Raw genomic sequence first — 20,668 nt, 5'->3', positions numbered from 1 at the left:
AGTCAGCGCATGGCGGTAGGTGCCTGGGGCAGCACCTGATGCTCCAATTTCTGCATCACGCCTTGCGCCCGCAGGCGCCGAATGGCTTGATCAAAGGCTGCCCGGCGCGCGGCGCTGGCCGGGTCGGTGCGCGGGAACATCAGGTGCACGGTCTGCTCGGCCAGCAACAAGGGCGCCATGCGCACTGCCGCCGCACCGCCCGCGCCGGCCTGCATGCCTTCGAAACCGGTGTTCTCGCCCGTCACCACATAGCGCACCCGCCCCGCGGCCAGCATGCGAAAACAAGCCGAGATTTCACTCACCCGCTGCATCCGCAGGCGGCCGTCAGATAGGGCCGTCTCCAACTCCGGGTAGAGCCGCGCACCCTGGATATTGCAAAGCAGACCCCCGGTCAGATCGGCCAGTCCGCGGCCCGCCCAGTCGTCATCGCGACGCAAAAAGACGCGGATGCGCACCGTAAACAGCGGCTCTGACACCAGGAAATCGCGTTCGCGCTCGGCGCTGCGAGCCAACGGGAACACCGCCGTGTAGTGGCCGGCCGCGCCGTCCAGCACAGCCCGCACTGGCGGCAGAAAGTGCAGACGCGCGTCGACATCCAGTTCCTGCAAGACCCGGCGCAGCAACACCGGGTAATAGCCTTGGTCGGCGCGCTTGGCTGTCACAGCCGGCGGCAACTCGGCGGTGCCCAACTGCCAGGTCTCACGTGCCCAGCCCGTGCGTGCCACGCACAGCGCCAGCAGCAGCGCCGACCATCCCCTCATAAAGACAGGCGCAGCAGCTTCTCAATAGAGAGGCGCAGCCTCAGTTCATGGGGCGCCAGACTGTGCGTCACAGCATGCCCGGCCAGGCGGGTGTCGCGCGGCACCGGTTCGGTCAGCGGGTTGCCGCTCTTGCCCATCAGCGCCGCCACCAGGGGCTCGGTGGCCGCCGCGCCGCGCTTGATCACGATGCACTCCTCGCCGTTGGCCAAGCGCACAAAGGTGCCGGGTGGGTACAGGCCCACCGCCTTGATGAGCACCGCGCCGGCTTCGTCCTGCTGCTTGGCCTCGTCCAGAAAAATGGCGCGCGCGGCCTGCGCACCGGCCTGGGCCTTACGGGCAATGCGGGGCGACAGGCGCGCCGCAAACACATCGATGCGCTGCAGCAGCCGCGCCAGACGCTCAGGCCAGGCGCGCTCGGCCAGCGGGCCGGGCTGCGTGTCATGGTGCAGGCGCACGGTGTTCAGCCAAGCTTCATCGCGCACGCCCAGGTCCATCAGCAGATCGGCGGCACGGTCGCCGTGGCCGGCCAGCAGGCGCTTCTGCTCAGGGCTCAAGCCTTCACGCTGCTGGGCCAGACGGTCCTGCAGCAGACCCAGGGCCAGATTCATGGACAGCGCGGCACGCGTCAAGGCCCGCACCGCATCGGTCGGCCAGTCCAGGCGCTCGCCGGCCAACTGGCACAGCGCCATGCACAGGATGGCGTGCCGAGCGGTGTACTGGTTGAACTCCTGGCTGGCGTCATGCACCAGCAACAACAGGGTTTGATCCGGATGCCGGGCCAATCGCTCCAGCACTTCATGGCGCAGGTCCTCGAAGCGCGTGAGGAACTCTTCGCCATGCGGGTCCTTGAGCAGGTTGTGCACGCGCAGTTGCAAATCCAACCACTGCGCCAACTCGCTGTTGACGTGAACAACCTTGTTGCGCTCGGGCTGGAAGTCGGCCTGCACCCGGGCGATGTCCTTGAGCGAGGCGTTCTGGTGCATCAAGGTGTTGGCGCGCGAGGTCATCTCGCGCTGATAGGCCTCGGTCTCGTGCACCTGGGTGTAGGCCCCGCGCGCCAGCATCTCGCGCACCACCTCGCTATTGGGCAGCACCGTGCCATTGGCAAACAGCAATTTGCCTGCGGCATCGCGCAATGAAAAGCTGAGCCTCTGACCGGGCTTCAGGGCGTTGGGGGGCAGGCGAATGAGATCCACCCTTCGATTGTCGGCAAGGACAGTCGGGCCTGGAGAGGGCACTTCCTAGAATCCGTGGTGTATTTACGCCGCTTTTCCGGCGCTTACCGAGATCTCCATGACGAACAGCCCCCCGCCCCTGAAGCTTTCCGGCCTCGAACCCATGACCGTCGATGCCGGCAGCCTGTTCGTGAACGTGGGCGAACGCACCAATGTGACGGGCTCCAAAGCCTTTGCCCGAATGATCCTGTCAGGCCAATACGACGCCGCCTTGGCCGTGGCGCGCCAGCAGGTCGAGAACGGCGCCCAGGTCATCGACGTCAACATGGACGAGGCCATGCTGGACAGCAAGGCCGCCATGGTGCGATTCCTGAACCTGATGGCCAGCGAACCCGATGTGGCGCGCGTGCCGGTGATGGTCGATTCCTCGAAATGGGAGGTCATCGAGGCCGGTTTGCGCTGCCTGCAGGGCAAGGGCATCGTCAACTCCATCTCGCTGAAAGAAGGCGAGGCGGAGTTCCTGCGCCAGGCCAAGCTGGTGAAGCGTTATGGCGCCGCCGCCGTGGTGATGGCCTTTGACGAACTCGGCCAGGCCGACACACTGGAGCGCCGCAAGACCATCTGCCAACGCGCCTACGACCTGCTGGTCGGCATTGGCTTCCCGCCCGAAGACATCATCTTCGACCCCAACATCTTTGCCATCGCCACCGGCATCGAGGAACACGCCAACTACGCCGTGGACTTCATCGAGGCCACGCGTTGGATCAAACAGAACCTGCCCGGCGCCAAGGTCAGCGGCGGCGTCAGCAATGTGAGCTTCAGCTTCCGCGGCAACGAGCCGGTGCGCGAGGCCATCCACACCGTGTTCCTGTACCACGCCATTCAGGCCGGCATGGACATGGGCATCGTCAACGCCGGCATGGTGGGTGTGTACGACGAGATCCCGGCCGAATTGCGCGAGCGCGTTGAGGACGTGGTGCTGAACCGCCGCACCGATGCGACCGAGCGCCTGCTGGAGGTGGCCGACGCCGTCAAGGGTGCGGCCAAGGACGACAGCGCCCGCCTAGCCTGGCGCAGCGCCTCGGTCGAGGAGCGCCTCAAGCACGCCCTGGTGGCCGGCATCACCGACTTCATCACCGAGGACACCGAGGAGGTCTGGCAGACCATCAAGGCCCAGGGCGGGCGGCCGCTGCACGTCATCGAAGGCCCGCTGATGGCCGGCATGAATGTGGTGGGCGATCTGTTCGGCGCCGGCAAGATGTTCCTGCCCCAGGTGGTCAAGAGCGCCCGCGTGATGAAGCAGGCCGTGGCTCACCTCATCCCCTACATCGAAGAGGAAAAGCGCCAGCTGCGGGCCGCCGGCGCCGATGTGCGCGCCAAGGGCAAGATCGTCATCGCCACCGTCAAGGGCGATGTGCACGACATCGGCAAGAACATCGTCACCGTGGTCTTGCAGTGCAACAACTACGAGGTCATCAACATGGGCGTGATGGTGCCGGCCCATGAGATCTTGGCGCGCGCCAAGGCCGAGGGCGCCGACATCATCGGCCTGTCCGGTCTCATCACCCCCAGCCTGGAGGAGATGCAGCATGTGGCCGCCGAGATGCAGGCCGACCCGCATTTCCGCGACGCCAACATCCCCTTGCTGATCGGCGGCGCCACCACCAGCCGCGTGCACACCGCCGTCAAGATCGCGCCCAAGTACGAAGGGCCGGTTGTCTATGTGCCCGATGCCTCGCGCTCGGTGTCGGTGTGCTCGGAGCTGCTCAGCCCTGAGCGCCGCGGCGCCTATCTGCACGAGCTGCAGGCCGACTACCGCAAGGTGCGTGAACTGCACGCCAACAAGAAGACCACGCCCTTGGTCACGCTGGCGCAGGCCCGTGCCAACAAGCAGCAGGTCGCCTTCGACGCCCTGTGCGCGCCGCGCTTCGTCGGTCGCCGCGTGCTGGAGAACTACCCGCTGGACGAGTTGGTGGCCTGCATCGACTGGGGGCCCTTCTTCCAGACCTGGGACCTGGCCGGCCCCTACCCCGCCATCCTGCAAGACGAGGTGGTGGGCGAGCAGGCGCGCAAGGTCTTTGCCGATGCCCAAGGCCTGCTGAACAAGTTGGTGGCCGGGCGCTGGTTGCGCGCCGATGGCGTGTTCGCGCTCTACCCCGCGGCCCAAGTGAACGAGGACGACATCGCCATCTTCGACCCTCAGGGCCAGCCCCTGATGACCTGGCATGGCCTGCGCCTGCAAAGCGAGCGCCCGGTGGTCGACGGCGTCAAGCGCCCCAACCGTTGCCTCTCCGATTTCATCGCCCCGGCGCAAGACGGCCGCCCCTGCGACCACATCGGCCTGTTCGCGGTCAGCGTGCATGGTGTGGAGAAGAAAGAAGCCGAGTTCCTGGCCCAGCACGACGACTACAGCGCCATCCTGCTCAAGGCCCTGGCCGATCGCCTGGCCGAGGCCTTTGCCGAGCGCCTGCACCAGCGCGTGCGCACCGAGTTCTGGGCCTATGCGCCGGAGGAAGCCTTGAGCAACGACGAGCTGATCCGCGAGACTTATCGCGGCATCCGCCCCGCGCCCGGTTACCCAGCCTGCCCGGACCACCTCGTCAAGCGCGATCTGCTGCGGGTGCTGCAGGCCGACGCCATTGGCATGCAGCTCACCGAGTCCATGGCCATGCACCCCGCCAGCTCAGTCAGCGGCTTCTACCTGGCCCACCCCGATGCGAGCTATTTCAATGTGGGGCGCATCGGTGAGGACCAGCTGCAGGACTGGGCCCAGCGCGCGGGCTTGAGCGAAACCCAAGCCCGCCGCGCCCTGGCCCCGCAGTTAGAATGACATGAATCTCCACCTGCCCACCGCCCTGTTGTTCGCCGGCCTCTTGATGGCCGCGCTGACCCTGGGCCTGGGCCTGCTGGCCTGGCGCGCCCGCACCGCCTATCTTTGGCACTGGCTGACGGCGCTGAGCTGCACCTGTGTGGGCCTGCTGCTGTTTGCCCAGCGCGGTCAGTGGCCAGACTGGCTGACCGTGCCGGTGGCCAATCTGCTGCTGATGGGCAACTTGCTCTTCACGCTCACCGGCTATGGCCTGCTGTTTGGCGAGCGCCTGCCGCTGCGCGGCCTGCTGAGCGTAGTGGCGCTGTACGCGCTGGCCACCGTCTGGCTGACCTGGGGTGTGGACGACTTCCCGGCTCGCATCCTGTCCTTCAATCTGACCCTGGCCGCGCTCTCCCTGATCGCCGCCCAGGTGCTGCGCCTGCAACGCGGCAGCTGGCCCCTGGCCCTGCTGATCCTGCCCATGGGGGCGCACATCCTGCAGGCCTTGCTGGGACTGGCGCGGGTGGTGTTGGTGCTGCTGGGTCATGACACCGGGTTGAGCCTGCCCCAGGTGACGCAGCCGCATGCCTTGCTGATCATGCTGACCAGCCTGGTCGCACTGTCCCTGGGTTTTGGCTTCGTGACCCTGCATGCCGGGCGCCTGCAGCGCGAACTCAATGACCAGGCCACCACCGACCCGCTGACCGGCCTGAGCAACCGCCGCGGCTTTGAGCGCGCACTGGCTCGCGAATGGCGGCGCCGCCAACGCCTGGGCACGCCGATGGCCGTGCTGATGCTGGACATCGACCACTTCAAGCAGATCAACGACAGCCAAGGTCATGCCGGCGGCGACCAGGCCTTGATACGCATGGGCGAGGTGCTGCGCAGCGAATTCCGCCCCTACGACCTGATCGGTCGACTGGGCGGCGAGGAGTTCTGCGTGGTGCTGCCCGGCGCCTTGCGCGAGGAGGCGCTCACCGCCGCCGAACGCCTGCGCCAATCCGATTGGACCTACGCCCAAGACCCCCAAGGCAAGGCCTTGCGCTACTCGCTGTCCATCGGCGTGGCCCTGGCCGATGCGCGCGACACCGATGCCGAGGCCCTGCTGCAACGCGCCGACACCGCGCTCTACCAAGCCAAGCTGGGCGGACGCGACCAGGTGGTGCTCAGCCAGCCGCCCGCGTAGCGATTCCTTAAAGCCCCCAGCTCTTGCCAAGCCCCATCAAAGTGGCCACGCCCAGGGCGGCAAAGAGCAGGGCGGCGGCACCATGCACCCAGCGCAAGGGAATTCGCGTGGCCAGCTTTTCACCCGCGAACACCGCTGGCACGTCGGCGATCAGCATGCCCAAGGTCGTGCCCACCACCACCCAGAAGGCCTGGGCATAGTGGGCCGCCAGTGCGATGGTGGCCACCTGGGTCTTGTCCCCCATCTCGGCCAGGAAAAAGGTCACAAAGGTGGCGCCAAACACCCCCAGCCGTTGCGCCACCTGGGCCTCCTCGTCCTCGATCTTGTCGGGGATCAGGGTCCAGGCCGCCATCGCCAGGAAGGACAGGCCCAGCACCCAGCGCAAGACCTGCGGCCCCAGCTGGGTCGTGATCCAGGCCCCCAGCAGGCCGGCCAGCGCATGGTTGAGCACCGTGGCCACCACGATGCCGGCCACGATGGGCCAGGGCTTCTTGAAGCGCGCGGCCAGCAAAAACGCCAGCAACTGGGTCTTGTCGCCGATCTCGGCCAGGGCCACCACGCCGGTGGACATCCACAAACTTTCCATCGTTCTTCCTCTTGAGGCCCTTCACTGTGCCTGATGCCAGGACACGGCGCCTTGATGCCGCCCAAGCGATTCACAATCCCGGCCCATGCACCCCACCCACCCCACCCTGGCTTTCATCGGCGGCGGCAACATGGCCTCAGCCATCCTCGGCGGACTGCGGCGCGCGGGGCGGCCGGCCGAGGCCTTCGTGGTGATCGAGCCGCAGGCCACACAGCGCGAACGCCTGGCCACCGACTTCGGCATCCAGGCCCTGGCTGCCCCCACGCCCGCCCTGGCCCAGGCCGCCCTGGTGGTCTGGGCCGTCAAGCCGCAGTTGTTTGCCCAGGCCGCCGCGCCGGCCGCGCCCTGGCTGGCCCAGGCCCTGCAGCTCTCGGTGATGGCGGGCATTCGCAGCGAGGCCATTGCCCAGGCCTCGGGCAGTGAGCGCGTGGTGCGCGCCATGCCCAACACCCCAGCCTTGATCGGCCAGGGCATTGCCGGTCTCTATGCTCGCGCGGCGGTGAGCGAACTGGAGCGCGCCGAGGTCGAGGCCGTGCTGGCTCCCACCGGCCGCAGCCTGTGGGTCGAGCGCGAAGACGATCTGGACGCCGTGACCGCGATCTCGGGTTCCGGCCCGGCCTACTTCTTCTACTTCTGCGAGGCCATGGTGCAGGCTGGCCTGGACCTGGGCCTGCACGAGACCCAGGCCCGCGAACTGGCCCTGGCCACCTGTGGCGGCGCGGCGGCCCTGGCGCTGCAGTCGGCCGATAGCTTGGCCATGCTGCGCGAGCGCGTGACCAGCAAGGGCGGCACCACGCACGCGGCGCTAGAAAGCCTGCGCGCCGACGGCGTGGGCGAGGCGCTGCAGCGCGCCGTGCGCGCTGCAGCGTCCCGAGCTGCCGAACTCGGCAAAGCCTGACTTGGGCATTTCGACTCGCATGAGCCTGCGCGCCTGGCTGCGCGCGCCGGGTTCGCTCTCCGCCCGCCTGGCCCGCCATGGTCGTTTCGAGGTGCAGTTGCTGCGCCAGACCACCGCCCGGCTGAACGCGCCGGAGCGCCGCCAGCTCGGCCGCCCGCGCCAGGGCTGCACCCTGGTGCGCGAGGTGGTGCTGCGCGTCGATGGTCAGCCCTTGGTGTGGGCGCGTTCCAGCCTGCATCAGAGCACCCTGGCCGGCCCCTGGAAGGCGCTCAAGGGCCTGGGGCGCCGGCCCTTGGCCGAACTGCTCTACCAGGACCGCCGGGTGCAGCGCAGCACTCTGCAGCCCAAGCGCCTCAACCCCCATGGCGGCACGCGGCGGCAGATGCAGCGCCAGTGGCGCCAAGCCACCGGCACGGCTGCACCGGCTGGGATGCAGTGGGCGCGCCACTCGGTGTTCAAGCGCCAGGGCGCACAGTTGCGCATCCTGGAACTCTTCCACCCCGAAGTGGCCCACCTGGCCCCCTATCCCGGCACGCGACGCCCCTCGCTCAAGACCCTCGCCTGCGCGCCGGGCGGCCGCCTGCATCGCCCAGTGTGGCAGTCCGCGCGCTCACATCAGGGTCGCTAGCTCGCGTTCGGATTCCGCCAACTGCGCCAGCAGCCAGGCATGCAGGGCCTGGACCTCGGGGCGTTGCCAGCTCGGTTCGCTGGCCACCAACCAATAGCTGCGCGGCGCCGGCACAGTCAGCGGATGCAGGGGCAGCAAGCGGCCCTCGCGCAGCCGATCCAAGACCAAAACGCCGCGCGCCAGCGCAATGCCCATGCCCACCTCGGCGGCCTGCAGCAACAGGCCGGCATCGTTGAAGCTGGCCACGGGCTCGGGCGGCGGTTCCACCACGCCGGCGGGTTGCAGCCACAGCTCCCAACCGGCGGTGCCGGCCAGCATCGGAAAACGCAGCAAGTCGGCCGCCGCCAGCCCGCGCAGCGCATCGGCCTGACTGGGGCTGGCCACCGGAAACAGACGCTCTTGCCCGAGGGACTTGGCCACAGCCCCAGCCCAGGGTTGTTGACCGTAGCGAATCGCCACATCCACCCCAGGGCCCAGCACATCCACCACCGTCTGACGCGCGTCGATGGCCAGGCGCCAGCCCGGGTGCGCGCGCTGCCAGCGCGACAGGCGCGGCAGCAGCCAACACTGCGCGAAGCTGGGCAGCATGGACACCCGCAAGACCCGCTGCGGCACCTGACCCTGAACCCGAGCCTCGCGCTCGCCTGCCTCCAGCAAGGCCAGGGCCTGCTGCACCCGCGCCAACAGCGCGGCACCGGCCGCATTCAAGCGCACGCCGCGGCCCACACGATCAAACAGCGACACACCCAGGCGATCCTCCAGCAGCCGAATCTGCTGACTGACCGCGCCATGGGTCAGATTCAGCTGCTCGGCGGCGGCTCTGAGGTTCTGGGTCTGCGCCGCTTGGCGAAAGGCGCGCAGGGTTTGCAAGGGCAGCATGGTGAGCAATGCTAACCAGAAGACCCAGGAATCGTGGCTGGATGTCAAGACCGGCTCTGCCTAGCATGGGCACCAGTTCAAAGACCCAGGCCCAAGATGACACTGCAAGACGCCCAGATGCCCACCCGCCGCCAGATTGCCCAGTTGTTCGGTGCCAGCGCCCTGTCCACCCTGTTGCCAGCGCAAGCGGCCAGCGCCAATTCGAGTTGGCAGGAGCACCAGATCGAGACCCCGGACGGCCCCCTTGGCTATGCCCAGGCCGGCCAAGGCCCGCTACTGGTGCTGCTGCCCGGTGGCCCGGGCGGCAGCGGCTGGGGCCTGCGCCATTGGGCAACACCGCTCACCGAACACCTGACCGTGCTGGTGCTCGACCCGATCGGCCGCGGGCGCAGCGCGCGTCTGGCCGACCCGCGCCGCTACACCCTGGAGCGCGACGCTAGCGACCTGGAGCGCCTGCGCACCCACCTGGGCCGCGAGCGCCTGATCGTCTATGGCCACAGCTACGGTGGCCTGATGGCCCAGGCCTGGGCCGCCGCCCATCCGCAACGCGTGCAGGGCCTGATCCTGGGCAATACCGTGCACGGCAGCCGCGACTGGCAAGCCCAGCTGGAACGCTGCAAGCGCCAGGTGCAGACCCAGCACCCAGCGCTTTGGGCCCAGTGGCTCCAAGAACGTGAGCAGGGCCTGCGCTCCGACCGCGATGCCTTCAACGATCTGCTCGGCCCCTGCGTGGAGCCGCTGTACTGGCACAACCTGGCGCACCGCAGCCGCAAGGCTCCGCCGAGCCCGCAGCCGGCGCTCGACCGCCTGAATCGTGATGTCTACCGAGCCATGCTGGGCGACGACCCAGAGTGGCAGGTCGGCGGCACCCTGGCCGGCGTGGAGATGCTGCCCTTGCTGCCGCGCATCCCTGCCCCGGCCCTGGTGTTCAGCGGCCGCGCCGACCGCATCTGCCCGCCCGCCAGCACGCTGGAGATGGCCGCCGCGCTGCCTCAGGCGCAGGCCTGGATCTTTGAATCCAGCGGCCACCGCCCCTTCATCGAGGAACCCGAAGTTTGGGCACGGCAAGTGACGGAGTTCGTGCTGAGGTGGGCTTGAGTCAGGCCACCGGCGTGCCGAAGTCAAACACGATGCGCCAACCCCCATCGGCGTGCCACCTCCAGATCGACTGAAAGCGCTGGACGACCTTGCCCTCGGGGTCCCGTACCGGGCCGGTGCTGCGGCCCAGCTCGCCGCTGGGCAGTACCACCACCTGGTCCGGCGACCAGGAGAACGGTGCCTTCGGGCCCTCGTAGAAACGTTGCCACTGCGTCGACACAAGTTCGGCGCCAATCAGGGGCTCACTTCGACTGTTGAAGAACACGCAGTCCTCGGCCAGCGCCGCGCGAAAAGCAGCGAAATTGCGCTCGGCCATGCTGGCAGCAAAGGCCAATTCCGCGTTGCGCAAGGCCTCGGTGCGGCGCGCCAGCTCGGTCGCATCCAGCCAGGCGGACGCAGGGCCGGCCTGGGCCAGCAGAGGCAAGCCGGCACTGGCCAGCAGCAGATGGCGACGCTCAGGCATGACAAGGCTCCTGGGAACAAAAGTCCGGAGCCTAGGCCAGCGGCTTACCTCAGCCAGCCGTCATGGCGGCTCAACCTTGGAACTTTTTCCAGTCAGCGGGGCAGGCCTGAACCTTGTCCACCTCGGACGCGTCGGGACGGGTGATCCAACATTCATCGAAGACGGAACAGTAACAAACCCGTGTCTTCACCTTGAAGCGCTCCTTGTTCAACAGCTCCCAAGCTTCTCGGTTGCTCCCCTCGCGCGGCACCCGCAGCATCTCAATGCGCTCACCAGGGGCCAACACCTCACCGTTCACCGTCGAAGTGATGTCGACAAAATCTCGCCGCCCGGCCTCACGCGGGTCGCCACAACAGAGCTTCAACAACTCCTGCGCGCTCGCGATCACCTTGTCGCCGTAGCGCATTTCGATCCCCTGAATGCGAGCCGGGCCGACGCCCTTGTTCATCACGGACAGCGTGATTGCGAATTCACCTTGTCCCGTCATATTGCCCGTGGCCGTACTGACCCACGGCCACGAGGTGGCGGTGACCATGCGCGCATTGGCATCCGCCATCTCCTTCATCACCTGGCCATGGTGGATGGCCAGGAAAAGCGAAATCACCGAAACCACAATCGCGCAACCGGCGGCGGCGATGTCCAACCAGCGATGCCCGCTGTGGCCGTGATGGTGGGCATGGGCTTCTGGTCCTTCCATGGCTTGTCTCGTTGACTGCAAAGCGGTCGAGTTTAGGGAAAGCTTGGCCACAATCCGCCGCCATGCCCGACGCCCCCGCTCCCAAGCCTGCCTCCGGCCCGCGCCGGGCGATGGAGCGCCTGGGCCTGCTGCGCCCCATCGACCTGGCCCTGCACCTGCCGCTGCGCTATGAAGACGAAACGCGGTTGACGCCGCTGCGCCAGGCCCGCCATGGCGAGACCATTCAGTTCGAGGGCGTGGTGGTGAGCAACCACATCGAGACGCGCCGGCGCCGCCAGCTGCTGGTGAGCCTGCGCGACGACGCCGGCGATTCGGTGCAGCTGCGCTTCCTGAACTTCTACCCCAGCCAGCAGAAGCAGATGGCCGAGGGCGCGCGTCTGCGGGTGCGTGGCGAGCTGCGCAGCGGCCTGTTCGGGCGCGAGATGGTGCATCCGCAGGTCAAGCCCGTGGACGCCGACACGCCGCTGGCCAGTGCCCTCACCCCCGTCTACCCCGCCGGCGCCGGCCTGCCTCAGGTCTATTTGCGCAAGGCCATCGCCGCCGCCCTGCCGCGCGCACCGCTGGACGAGTTGCTGCCCGCCGCCCTGCTGCCACGCACGCTTCCGCCTCTGCGCCAAGCGCTGGAGTTCCTGCACCACCCGGCGCCCAACGTCAGCCTCGCCACGCTGGAAGACCACAGCCACCCGGCTTGGCAGCGTCTGAAGTTTGAGGAACTGCTGGCCCAGCAGCTCAGCCAGTTGCAAAGCAAGGCCCTGCGTGCTCAGCACCGCGCGCCGGTGCTGCGCGGCACCGCCCTGGTGGAGCGCCTGCTGGCCGCATTGCCGTTTGAGCTGACGGGGGCCCAGCGCCGCGTCGGTGAAGAAATCGCCGCCGACCTGGCCAGCGAGCACCCGACCCACCGCCTGCTGCAAGGCGATGTGGGCTCGGGCAAGACCGTGGTCGCCGCCCTGGCCGCCTGTGTCTGCATCGATGCCGGCTGGCAATGCGCGTTGATGGCCCCCACCGAGCTGCTGGCCGAGCAGCATCTGCGCAAGCTGGTGGGCTGGCTGGAGCCGCTGGGCGTGCGAGTGGCCTGGATCACCGGCAGCGTGAAGGGCAAGAAGCGCGAGGCCTTGCTGGCGCAAGCGGCCAGCGGCGAGGCCCAGCTGGTGGTGGGCACCCATGCGGTGATCGAAGACAAGGTGCAATTCGCCCAGCTGGGCCTGGCGATCGTGGATGAGCAGCACCGCTTCGGCGTGGCCCAGCGCCTGGCGCTGCGGCGCAAGCTGGCCGAACGCGGGCTGGAGCCGCATCTGCTGATGATGAGCGCCACCCCGATCCCGCGCACCTTGGCGATGAGCTATTACGCCGATCTGGAAGTCAGCACCCTGGACGAGCTGCCGCCCGGGCGCAGCCCCATCGTCACCAAGGTGTTCGCGCTGGCCAAACGCGATGAGGTGATCGAGCGCATCGCGCACGAAATCGGCCAGGGCAAGCAGAGCTACTGGGTCTGTCCCTTGATCGAGGAAAGCGAAGAGAGCGATCTGCAGGCCGCCACCGCCACCCACGCCGAGCTCGCCGAGCTCTTGGGAGACGATCGCGTGGGCCTGCTGCACGGCCGCATGAAGGCCGAAGAGAAGGCCGCCGTGATGGCGCGCTTTTCCAGTGGCGAGCTGCCGCTGCTGGTGGCCACCACGGTGATCGAAGTGGGCGTGGACGTGCCCAATGCCAGCCTGATGGTGATCGAACATGCCGAGCGCTTCGGCCTGGCCCAGCTGCACCAGTTGCGCGGCCGCGTCGGCCGGGGCAGCGCGGCCTCGGTCTGCGTGCTGCTCTACAACGGCCCCTTGAGCGAGAGCGGGCGCGAGCGCCTCAAGGCCATGGCCGAGACCACCGACGGCTTCGAGATCGCGCGCCGCGATCTCGCCATCCGCGGCCCTGGCGAGTTCATGGGCCACCGTCAGAGCGGCGCTGATCTGCTGCGATTTGCCGATCTGGAAGACGACGCCCCGCTCTTGGTGGCTGCCCGCGCACTCGCCCCCAAGCTGCTGGCCCAGCACCCCGCCGCCGCACAGGCCCATGTGCAGCGCTGGCTGGGCGGCCGGGCCGAACTGATGAAAGCTTGAGCATGTCGTTCAATCCGGTGATGGTGCAAGCCTGGCGCGGCCCGGCGGTGGAGTCCGAACATCGCGGCGCGCTCGCGGTGGTGGATGCCGACGGGGCTCTGGTGCTGGGCCTGGGCGACATCGAGCGCGCGATCTTTCCGCGCTCTGCCGTCAAGGCCCTGCAGGCACTGCCCCTGGTGGCCAGCGGCGCAGCCGAGCGCTTTGCGCTCAGCGATGCCGAGTTGGCCCAGGCCTGCGCCTCGCACGGCGGCGAGCCGGCCCATGTGGCCACCACGGCCGGCCTGCTGACCAAGCTGGGTCTGGAAGCCGAGGTGCTGGAGTGCGGCGCCCACTGGCCGCGTGGCGAGGCGCAGATTGCTGCCATGGGCGCACGCGGCGAAACGCCCACGGCCTTGCACAACAACTGCTCGGGCAAGCACGCCGGCTTTGTCTGCCTGGGCTGCGTGCTGGCGGGCGAGGCGGACCGACGCCAGTTCCTGCGCGGCTATGTGGAGCCCGAGCACCCGGTGATGCGCGAGGTCACGGCCGCGTTGGCGGCCGCCACCGCCACCGATCTGAGCCGGGCGCCGGTCGGCATCGACGGCTGCTCCATCCCCACCTACGCCATCCCGCTTCGCCAGCTGGCGCTGGGCTTCGCGCGCCTGGGTACCGGCCAAGGTCTGAGCACCGACCACGCGCAGGCCGCCCAGCGCCTGCGCCGGGCCGTTGCCGCGCAGCCCTTTCATGTGGCGGGTACGAACCGACTGGACACCGTGTTGATGCAAGCCCTGGGCGAGCGCTTGTTTTGCAAGGTGGGCGCTGAAGGGGTGTACTGCGCCGCCCTGCCCGAACGCGGCTGGGGCCTGGCCATCAAGATGGACGACGGCAACACCGCCCGGGCCGTCGAAGTGGTGTTGGCCGCCGTGGTGCAGGCCGCATTGCCGCTGAACGATGCCGACCAGGCGCTGCTGCAGCGCCACAGCGAGCTGAGCCTGCGCAACTGGAATCAGCGCCTGGTGGGGCGACTGGCGGCCACGCCAGCCCTGCGCCAAGCCCTCGGGCCCCTGGCTCGGGGCTGATCCACATCAAGTCCCCCGCGCAGACCGGCCCCAACAATGCCGGCATGAGCTTTCCTCTGCGCCTGGCCGTCTGGGGCCATCTCTTGCTGGCCCTGCTGCTGATCGTCGCGGGCGCGCTGGCCCTGATCTTCGGCGGCTCGATCTTGATGATGATGCCCCCGGGCGAGATGGCGCAGCGCTTGACTTGGCTGGGCGCATTGCTGGTGCTGCTGGCTTTGCTGTGGCTGGGCTTGAGCGTGGGCGGCGCCATCGGTCTGCTGCGCGGCGCCCCTTGGGGCCGCACCCTGCTGATGACGGCCGCCGCGATGGAGCTGCCGCTGCTGCCCGTGGGTACCGTGCTGGGGGTCTACACCCTGTGGGCCTTGCAAAGACCGGCCTTCAGCCCGGATGTGCCTGCGCCACCGGCTTGACGCGCAAGGCCCAGACGACCCCCAAGACCAGGAGCGCGATGCCCAGAACCGCCAATCCGGCGGGCCAGGCGCCCCGCAGGCCATAGCCATAGGCCAAGGCAGCCAGGGTCTCGAACACGATCAGCTGCCCGACCAGCGCGGTGGGCAGGCGCTGGCTGGCCTCGTTCCAGCACAGGGTGCCGCCCCAACTGGCCAGCAGCCCCATCGCCAGCATGAGCCCCATGAAGGCGAGCGGCCGCGGCCCCAGGGGCAAGCTCACATCCGCCGGCATCCCCGGCAGGCCTTGCCACAAGGCCAGCACCGCCAGCCCCAGAAGGGCCATGGGCAGGGTCACCAGGCCCTGGGCGGTGGCCCAGGCCCGCGGGCTGCGGTCCGCATGCGCGCGCAGCCAGTCGGCGTTGCGGATCGGATACCAGGTCCAGCAAGCCAGTGCCAGGAGCGCGATGGCCGCGCCCTGCGCATAGCGCGCCACATCACCCTGGCCGAGCGCGGCCAATTCGGTCTGGTTCACGCAGGCCAGGCCCAGCGCAATGGCCAGCAGCGAGGGCAGCAGGCGCCGCCAGGGCAGATGCCCGTCGCGCGCCGCATTGCGCCGGTTGGACACCACCGCAATCACCACGGGCAAGGTGCCGATGATGGCGCTGACCAGCGGATTTCCGGCCCATTGGATGGCGGCCGCCAAGGCCAGGTAGTAGAGGAAGTTGCCGATGGCGCTGAGCTTGGCGGCTTCCCACCAATCAGCCGTCTTGAGCGCGCGCAAGTCGGCCCAATCCATGCGCGCCAGCGGCAGGCAGATCAGACCGAAGGCCAGGTAACGCCCCACCGCCAACAGGGCCGGCGGGTACTCGGGCAGCAGCAAGGGGGCCACGAACACCAGGCCCCACATCAGGCCGGCGGCCAGTGCGAATCCGGTGCCCGTCAGCAAGGGAGAGACAGGCTGGGTCATGCGCGGCATCTTGGCACGCCGCCCTTCGCCCTCCGTCAAGCCACGGCGCGCCGCTGCAAGCGCCAGGCACGCAACAGCGCGCGTATCTCCTCATCGGGCCGCGCCGGCAGCTTGCGGTACTCGCGGCAATCGGGCGTGCGGCTGAACAGCTTGTGGTTGATGAGCTCACGCCGCAGCGTGGCGGGATCGCCAAACTGGTGCAGCCGGTTCAGGGCCTCGTTGACCTCGCGCTCGCTGTACACCCGGCGTGCATCAAAGTGCTGCCACAGCAACCACATGGCCAAGCGCTGCACGCTGAACTTGGTGGGCCATCGCAGCAGGCGCCCTCGGCTGTCGAACTGCATCAGCGCCTTGCGGGCCGCCTCGCTCAAAGGCAAGGGCTCGGGGCGGTCCTCGACGGCCAGCGGGGCGTGGGGTGCCGGGGCCAGTGCGGCCTTCAGAGCCTGCAAATTGCGAAAGCCCTGTGCGCGGGCGATCAGGTTCAGCAATTCCAGATGCGAAGGCGGCTGCTCGCGCTCACGCAATGCACGGCCCAGGGCACGCGCAAAGGCGCTGGCGTCTTGAACGACGAAGGAAAGAGAAGCTTGGCTCATGGACGACTCCAGAGCATGTGCATGACCCGGTGCAAGGGACGCTGGGGGTTGCCGGCTTCCAGCTGGCACATGCAGTGAAGAACGCATGGGCAAGCCGATTCCAAGGATTGGGGCAGGTTTAGCTCGCGTCCGAGAACGCGCGGCAACGCCTGGGTGAACTGCCGACCGCAGGCGATCCTAAAGCAAGACGGGGCGCCAGAGCGCCCCGTGATTCAGTGCATCAGCACCGGCGTCTGCGAGAGATTGGCAAAGCGCTCGATGAAGTCGTCGTACTCCTCTTCGCTGGGATCGCCTTCGCTCAGCGCTTCCACACCTTCCTGGAATTGCTGGGCCAGCGCGCCCTCGATGAAGATCTCCTTGCGGGCGAACTTGTCGACGATCTCGAAGCCACCGCGAGAGAGCTGCCGCTCATCGCGCGCGCCCTCGGGAACGGGTACATCAAACTGCACGACGATGTAGCTGTCGGACTGGTAGAGCAGGTGCATGGGGTCCTCCTCGTGCCAAATTGCGGGTGCTTTGGGCCGTTTCAAGGGCTTGACGGCGAGCCCATCTTGGCATGCCGTCCGGCTTTATCGGACCGTTTGGTCAAAAACTTCGGCGTCCGGGTCGGTTTTTGTTCACGGCGGCGCCGATGCGCCGGGGGCTGGGGTCAGATCGGCCTCGAACTGCCACTCGCTGCGGGGTTCACCGTCGATGGCGTGTAGCAGGCGCACCGGCAGGTACTCGCGATTCGGGTCCAGCCAGACCTCGATCTCATGCGCCCCAAAGCCGCGTCGGCCGCGCAAATGCAGCAGGCCGTCTTGCGGCGCGTTCCGCTGCGGCACAAATTCCCAATGCTGGGGCTCTCCGCGCCACCCCACGATCCAGAGGTCAACCTGCAGCTCCTCGGCATGCCAGGCGCGCCCATTCAGCCAGGCCGCCAGTTGCAGGATCCAGCTCAATCGATCCTGTGTGGCGTCGGGCAGATGGCGGGCCTCCGTGCGGGCCGAATGCCAGAGCTGGGCAGTCTCGGGCTCAAAACTCAAGGCCTCGCGAACCCGACCATTGCGCAGATGCTCAAAACGCAGCGGCTGCAAGCCCCAGTCCACCAGCCGGCCACTGGACTGCCATTGCGGCAGTTCGCGCGCGCCCACGCGACGCAACAAGCTGGCCCGGTAGTGCTCGCCGTCCTGCTCCCAGCTCAGCTCAGCCACGCCTTCGCCTTCCGCCGTTTGCAGGCGGTAGCGCCAATGCAGATTGGCCGGCGGGGCGGAGGTGTCGAAGGGCCGCGACAGCACCCCGCCGGCATCCGCCTCGATAGCCGCCATCACCTCGGCCAAGGGTCGCGCAGGCGTCGGAGTCAGGGCGCGGTCCTCGACCGACTGTGACTGCGGTTGGGAGCGTGCCTCGGACAGTGCCTGGGCCGCCCTGGCCTGAGGCTTCGCCTGCTGGACGGCACCCGGCGACGCGGCGGCCAGCGGCAAGGCGGGGCGCAGCTGAACCTGCAGGCCAGCCGGGGTGATTCGTGCGGGCGCCGGCTGCGGCAGCTCGGCCAACCAAAGTGCGTGCAGGCCCACGCTGGCCAGCAGCCAGGGCAGCAAAGGTCGCATCAGGGCGGCAGAATCGAAGGGCAAGCGGCGCATGGGCGCCCGCACCTTATCAAAGAGCCGGAGCCACCATGGACAGACGCCAATGGATGCTTGCCCCCCTGGGCCTGTGGGTCACCCAGGCCCAGGCCCTGTCCTTCAGCGAGACCGACGCCGCCGGCGGTGTGCGCGCGGCGCTGGAGCGCGGGGCGCTGGCGGCCGTGGGCCTGCTGGGTCGCACCGACGGCTTCATGGGCCACCCGACCCTGCGCATCGAGCTGCCGGGAGCGCTCAAAAGCGCCGCCAAATTGCTCAAGGCCACCGGCCAGGGAAAGCGCGTCGACGCCCTGGTGCTGGCCATGAACCGCGCCGCCGAGGCGGCCGTGCCACAGGCTCGCGAGGTACTGGTTCAGACCGTCAAGAAGCTCTCGGTCGAGGATGCCATCGAGCTGGTGCGCGGTCGAGGCGACGATGCGGTGACACGGTTCTTCGAGACCAAGACCCGCAGCCCGCTCACCGAACGCTTTCTGCCCATCGTCACCCGCGCCACCGAGAAAGAGAGCCTGGCCGAGAAGTACAACGCCGTGGCCGGCAAGGCCCAGGGTCTGGGCCTGGTGAAGGACGAGGACGCCAATATCCAGAGCTATGTGACACGCAAGGCGCTGGACGGCTTGTACTGGGTCATCGGCGAAGAGGAAAAGAAGATTCGCCAGGACCCGGTGGGCACGGGCAGTGCCCTGCTCAAGAAGATTTTTGGATCGCACTGAGCGGCCGGCGCCATGGACCGGCGTTCGCTCTGCCTTCTCGGTCTGGCGCTGGCGGGTGCGGCACAAGCGGCCGGCACCGGCGTGCTGCAGGTCTGCATCGACGAAACCCCGCACACCCCCTGGCGCCTGGCCGCCCCCGACGGTCGGCTGAGTGGCAAGGGTTTGGAGTTCGAGTTTTTGGAGCTGTTGGCGACCCGCGGCTGGGATCTGCAATGGCGGCTTCGCCCCTGGAAGCGCTGCATGGTGGAGGCGCAGAGCGGTCAGGTCGATCTCGTCATGGGTGCCAGCCATACCGCCGAGCGGGCCCAAGTCCTCCGCTATCCCATGACCGGCGATCAGCCCGATGCTGCCCGGGCCGTTCGCTCAGACCAATACCAGTTGGTGGTCCGGGCCAGTCAAGCGGCGCGCTGGGATGGCGAACGATTGCTGTTGGAGGGGCCGCAGCGCATGGCGGTGCAACTGGGCTTTTCGTCGGTCAAGCTGGCCCAGGCCCTGGGTTTTGAGCCCGAGGAGCGGGCCCGCACCACGCAAGGGGTGCTGGAGCATCTGCTGCGCGGCCAAGTGCCGGTGGCCCTGCTGCTGCACACCGAGCTGCAGCAGTTCTGGCGCGACGAACCCGGCTTGGCCGCCCGGCTGCGCCTGCTCGACCCGCCCCTGGCGCCACGCCCCTACTTTTTGGCCGCCAGCTGGCAGTTGTCCGCGCGCGACCCGGCCCTGCTCAACAAACTATGGGCCGATGTGGCCACGGTGCGGGAGTCGGCTGCCTACCGCGCCCTGCTGGAGCGCTCCCGCGTGGAGACGCCGGAAGCTCAGTAGGCACTGGCGTGGGCCAGCACCCAGTCGGCCAGACGCGGCACATCGTGCAGATCCAGCCAGGCGGGCGCATCGGCCAGCGGCGGGCCATCGCCAGCGATGGCAGTGATGCCCGGCCACTCGGGCCACAGCGGCGGTTTGCCACCTTCAAGGCGCCAGACCTCCAGCTTGGGGAAGTCACCGCTCTTGAAGCCCTCCACCAGCACCAGATCGCAGGGCTGGATTCGACTGAGCAGGTAGGCCAGCGAGGGCTCGGCGTCGCCGCGCAACTCGTGCATCAGAGCCCAGCGTGAGGCACCCAGCAGCAGCACCTCCTGCGCCCCGGATTCGCGCAGACGCCAGCTGTCCTTGCCGGGCCGGTCAACTTCGATGTCCTTGTGGCTGTGCTTGATCAGCGAAACGCGCAAGCCGCGCCGACCGAACTCGGCCAAGAGCTTTTCCAACAAGGTGGTCTTGCCCATGCCGGAGTGACCGGCGATGCCAAACACTTTCATCCTGCGTCCCAGCCAAGAAAAAGGGCCCCGGATTCTGCGGGGCCCAAGAAAGATTGAGGCGATGCTCAGTGCGAGCCGGCCGGTGCGGCCTCGCTGGCCGCCTCACTGCTGCTCGCTGGCGGCTTGGCGGGCGCCGTCGAAGGCAGCTCCACCTCGCCCGCCTTGTGGGCTCCGATCGGCTGAGAAATCGGCGGCAGGGTGTGGGCGATGCCCTTGTGGCAGTCGATGCAGGTCTGGCCGGCCGTGAAGGCCACTTGGTGGCGCGTGGCGGCGCGGCTGTTCTGCTCGGCGTAGTCCATGTAGCTGAAGTTATGACAGTTACGGCATTCGCGGCTGTCGGTGCTCTTCATCCGGTCCCACTCATGCTCGGCCAGCACCGCCCGCTTGGCGTTGAATTTCTCCGGCGTGTCGATGGAGCCCAGGATCTTGTGCAGCACCTCGTTGGAGGCCTGGATCTTGCGCCACATCTTGGGGCCCCACTCCTTGGGCACATGGCAGTCCGGGCAGGTCGCCCGCACGCCGGTGCGGTTCTGGTAGTGGATGGTGTTTCGGTACTCCTCGAAGACGTTTTTCTCCATCTCATGGCAGGAGATGCAGAAGGCCTCGCGGTTGGTCCATTCCATGGCGGTATTGAAACCACCCCAGAACACGATGCCGCCGACAAAGGCTGCAGCCAGGATCCAGAACTGCTTGGTGTGGGCATAGGCCCACAGGCGTTGGATGAGCGCTTTCATGGC

Annotated in this window: 22 protein-coding genes; 10 read left to right on the top strand and 12 right to left on the bottom strand. The window is 68.1% G+C overall.

Translation table 11 applies throughout. The features are described from left to right. Positions 1 to 2 precede the first annotated feature (2 nt). Together FF090_RS01565 and FF090_RS01560 are read right to left on the bottom strand one after the other, a co-directional pair. Positions 3 to 761 carry a substrate-binding periplasmic protein gene (locus FF090_RS01565; protein WP_138855063.1) on the bottom strand — a complete coding sequence of 253 codons (759 nt, stop codon included), beginning with the start codon at positions 759 to 761 and terminating at the stop codon, positions 3 to 5. Then, positions 758 to 1,957: an HD-GYP domain-containing protein gene (locus FF090_RS01560; protein ID WP_138855062.1), complete on the bottom strand. Its 1,200-nt coding sequence runs from the start codon at positions 1,955 to 1,957 to the stop codon at positions 758 to 760. The genes FF090_RS01565 and FF090_RS01560 overlap by 4 nt, the downstream gene beginning before the upstream one ends. Before the next feature lie 97 nt (positions 1,958 to 2,054). On the opposite strand from FF090_RS01560, the gene metH reads away from it, so the two are divergent. Continuing rightward, a complete protein-coding gene (metH, locus tag FF090_RS01555; protein ID WP_138855061.1) occupies positions 2,055 to 4,766 on the top strand; it encodes a methionine synthase in 2,712 nt (903 codons plus the stop codon). 1 nt (position 4,767) lies between these two features. Then, on the top strand, positions 4,768 to 5,931 hold the full coding sequence (locus tag FF090_RS01550; RefSeq protein WP_138855060.1) for a GGDEF domain-containing protein: 1,164 nt from the start codon (positions 4,768 to 4,770) through the stop codon (positions 5,929 to 5,931). Between the two features lie 7 nt (positions 5,932 to 5,938). On the opposite strand, the gene FF090_RS01545 is transcribed toward FF090_RS01550, so the two are convergent. Continuing rightward, a complete protein-coding gene (locus tag FF090_RS01545; protein WP_138855059.1) occupies positions 5,939 to 6,517 on the bottom strand; it encodes a TMEM165/GDT1 family protein in 579 nt (192 codons plus the stop codon). 85 nt (positions 6,518 to 6,602) lie between these two features. Here FF090_RS01545 and proC point away from each other — a divergent pair, with 85 nt between their 5' ends. After that, positions 6,603 to 7,415 (top strand): pyrroline-5-carboxylate reductase, encoded by an 813-nt coding sequence (gene proC, locus FF090_RS01540; protein ID WP_138855058.1) that lies wholly within the window; start codon positions 6,603 to 6,605, stop codon positions 7,413 to 7,415. A gap of 19 nt (positions 7,416 to 7,434) precedes the next feature. After that, entirely contained in the window at positions 7,435 to 8,043 is a 609-nt protein-coding gene (locus FF090_RS01535) for a chorismate--pyruvate lyase family protein (RefSeq protein WP_138855057.1), read from the top strand. Here FF090_RS01535 and FF090_RS01530 read toward each other — a convergent pair. Beyond that, positions 8,026 to 8,922: a LysR substrate-binding domain-containing protein gene (locus FF090_RS01530; protein ID WP_138855056.1), complete on the bottom strand. Its 897-nt coding sequence runs from the start codon at positions 8,920 to 8,922 to the stop codon at positions 8,026 to 8,028. The genes FF090_RS01535 and FF090_RS01530 overlap by 18 nt on opposite strands. Positions 8,923 to 9,018: 96 nt before the next feature. Between FF090_RS01530 and FF090_RS01525 the strand changes: the two genes are divergently transcribed. Further along, positions 9,019 to 10,020 carry an alpha/beta fold hydrolase gene (locus FF090_RS01525; RefSeq protein WP_138855055.1) on the top strand — a complete coding sequence of 334 codons (1,002 nt, stop codon included), beginning with the start codon at positions 9,019 to 9,021 and terminating at the stop codon, positions 10,018 to 10,020. A gap of 1 nt (position 10,021) precedes the next feature. Here FF090_RS01525 and FF090_RS01520 read toward each other — a convergent pair whose 3' ends face one another. Both FF090_RS01520 and FF090_RS01515 read right to left on the bottom strand, forming a co-directional pair. Beyond that, a complete protein-coding gene (locus FF090_RS01520; protein ID WP_138855054.1) occupies positions 10,022 to 10,483 on the bottom strand; it encodes a YybH family protein in 462 nt (153 codons plus the stop codon). Positions 10,484 to 10,553: 70 nt separating this feature from the next. Continuing rightward, complete coding sequence (locus FF090_RS01515; RefSeq protein WP_138855053.1) at positions 10,554 to 11,180, bottom strand: hypothetical protein; 627 nt, start codon at positions 11,178 to 11,180, stop codon at positions 10,554 to 10,556. Positions 11,181 to 11,242: 62 nt separating this feature from the next. On the opposite strand from FF090_RS01515, the gene recG reads away from it, so the two are divergent. The 3 genes from recG to FF090_RS01500 are packed head-to-tail and all read left to right on the top strand — an operon-like array spanning position 11,243 to position 14,753. Beyond that, complete coding sequence (gene recG, locus FF090_RS01510) at positions 11,243 to 13,285, top strand: ATP-dependent DNA helicase RecG (RefSeq protein ID WP_138855052.1); 2,043 nt, start codon at positions 11,243 to 11,245, stop codon at positions 13,283 to 13,285. A 2-nt stretch (positions 13,286 to 13,287) separates the two neighbouring features. Further along, the gene (locus tag FF090_RS01505; protein ID WP_138855051.1) at positions 13,288 to 14,343 is read left to right on the top strand and encodes an asparaginase; all 1,056 of its coding nucleotides are present in this window, start codon (positions 13,288 to 13,290) and stop codon (positions 14,341 to 14,343) included. A 44-nt stretch (positions 14,344 to 14,387) separates the two neighbouring features. Next, entirely contained in the window at positions 14,388 to 14,753 is a 366-nt protein-coding gene (locus tag FF090_RS01500) for a hypothetical protein (protein WP_138855050.1), read from the top strand. On the opposite strand, the gene FF090_RS01495 is transcribed toward FF090_RS01500, so the two are convergent. The 4 genes from FF090_RS01495 to FF090_RS01480 form a co-directional block, all read right to left on the bottom strand. After that, a complete protein-coding gene (locus tag FF090_RS01495) occupies positions 14,722 to 15,678 on the bottom strand; it encodes a DMT family transporter (RefSeq protein ID WP_138858253.1) in 957 nt (318 codons plus the stop codon). The genes FF090_RS01500 and FF090_RS01495 overlap by 32 nt on opposite strands. Positions 15,679 to 15,734: 56 nt before the next feature. Then, positions 15,735 to 16,292, bottom strand: coding sequence for a DUF2087 domain-containing protein (locus FF090_RS01490; RefSeq protein ID WP_138855049.1), 558 nt, complete (start codon positions 16,290 to 16,292; stop codon positions 15,735 to 15,737). Between the two features lie 212 nt (positions 16,293 to 16,504). Further along, positions 16,505 to 16,777 (bottom strand): BTH_I0359 family protein, encoded by a 273-nt coding sequence (locus FF090_RS01485; RefSeq protein WP_138855048.1) that lies wholly within the window; start codon positions 16,775 to 16,777, stop codon positions 16,505 to 16,507. Between the two features lie 132 nt (positions 16,778 to 16,909). After that, positions 16,910 to 17,881 (bottom strand): hypothetical protein, encoded by a 972-nt coding sequence (locus FF090_RS01480; protein WP_138855047.1) that lies wholly within the window; start codon positions 17,879 to 17,881, stop codon positions 16,910 to 16,912. A gap of 68 nt (positions 17,882 to 17,949) precedes the next feature. Between FF090_RS01480 and FF090_RS01475 the strand changes: the two genes are divergently transcribed. Further along, complete coding sequence (locus FF090_RS01475; protein WP_138855046.1) at positions 17,950 to 18,624, top strand: DUF4197 domain-containing protein; 675 nt, start codon at positions 17,950 to 17,952, stop codon at positions 18,622 to 18,624. A gap of 12 nt (positions 18,625 to 18,636) precedes the next feature. After that, positions 18,637 to 19,440: a substrate-binding periplasmic protein gene (locus FF090_RS01470; RefSeq protein ID WP_138855045.1), complete on the top strand. Its 804-nt coding sequence runs from the start codon at positions 18,637 to 18,639 to the stop codon at positions 19,438 to 19,440. Here the strand turns inward: FF090_RS01470 and mobB are convergent. After that, the gene (mobB, locus tag FF090_RS01465) at positions 19,434 to 19,931 is read right to left on the bottom strand and encodes a molybdopterin-guanine dinucleotide biosynthesis protein B (protein ID WP_138855044.1); all 498 of its coding nucleotides are present in this window, start codon (positions 19,929 to 19,931) and stop codon (positions 19,434 to 19,436) included. The genes FF090_RS01470 and mobB overlap by 7 nt on opposite strands. Before the next feature lie 65 nt (positions 19,932 to 19,996). After that, positions 19,997 to 20,665, bottom strand: coding sequence for a NapC/NirT family cytochrome c (locus tag FF090_RS01460; RefSeq protein ID WP_246071487.1), 669 nt, complete (start codon positions 20,663 to 20,665; stop codon positions 19,997 to 19,999). Between the last annotated feature and the right edge of the window lie 3 nt (positions 20,666 to 20,668).

This window comes from Inhella inkyongensis (assembly GCF_005952805.1).
In the GTDB taxonomy this organism is placed as follows: domain Bacteria; phylum Pseudomonadota; class Gammaproteobacteria; order Burkholderiales; family Burkholderiaceae_C; genus Inhella; species Inhella inkyongensis.
The sequence above is the reverse complement of the archived record's forward strand: the minus strand, read 5'-3'. Positions and strand labels throughout refer to the sequence as shown.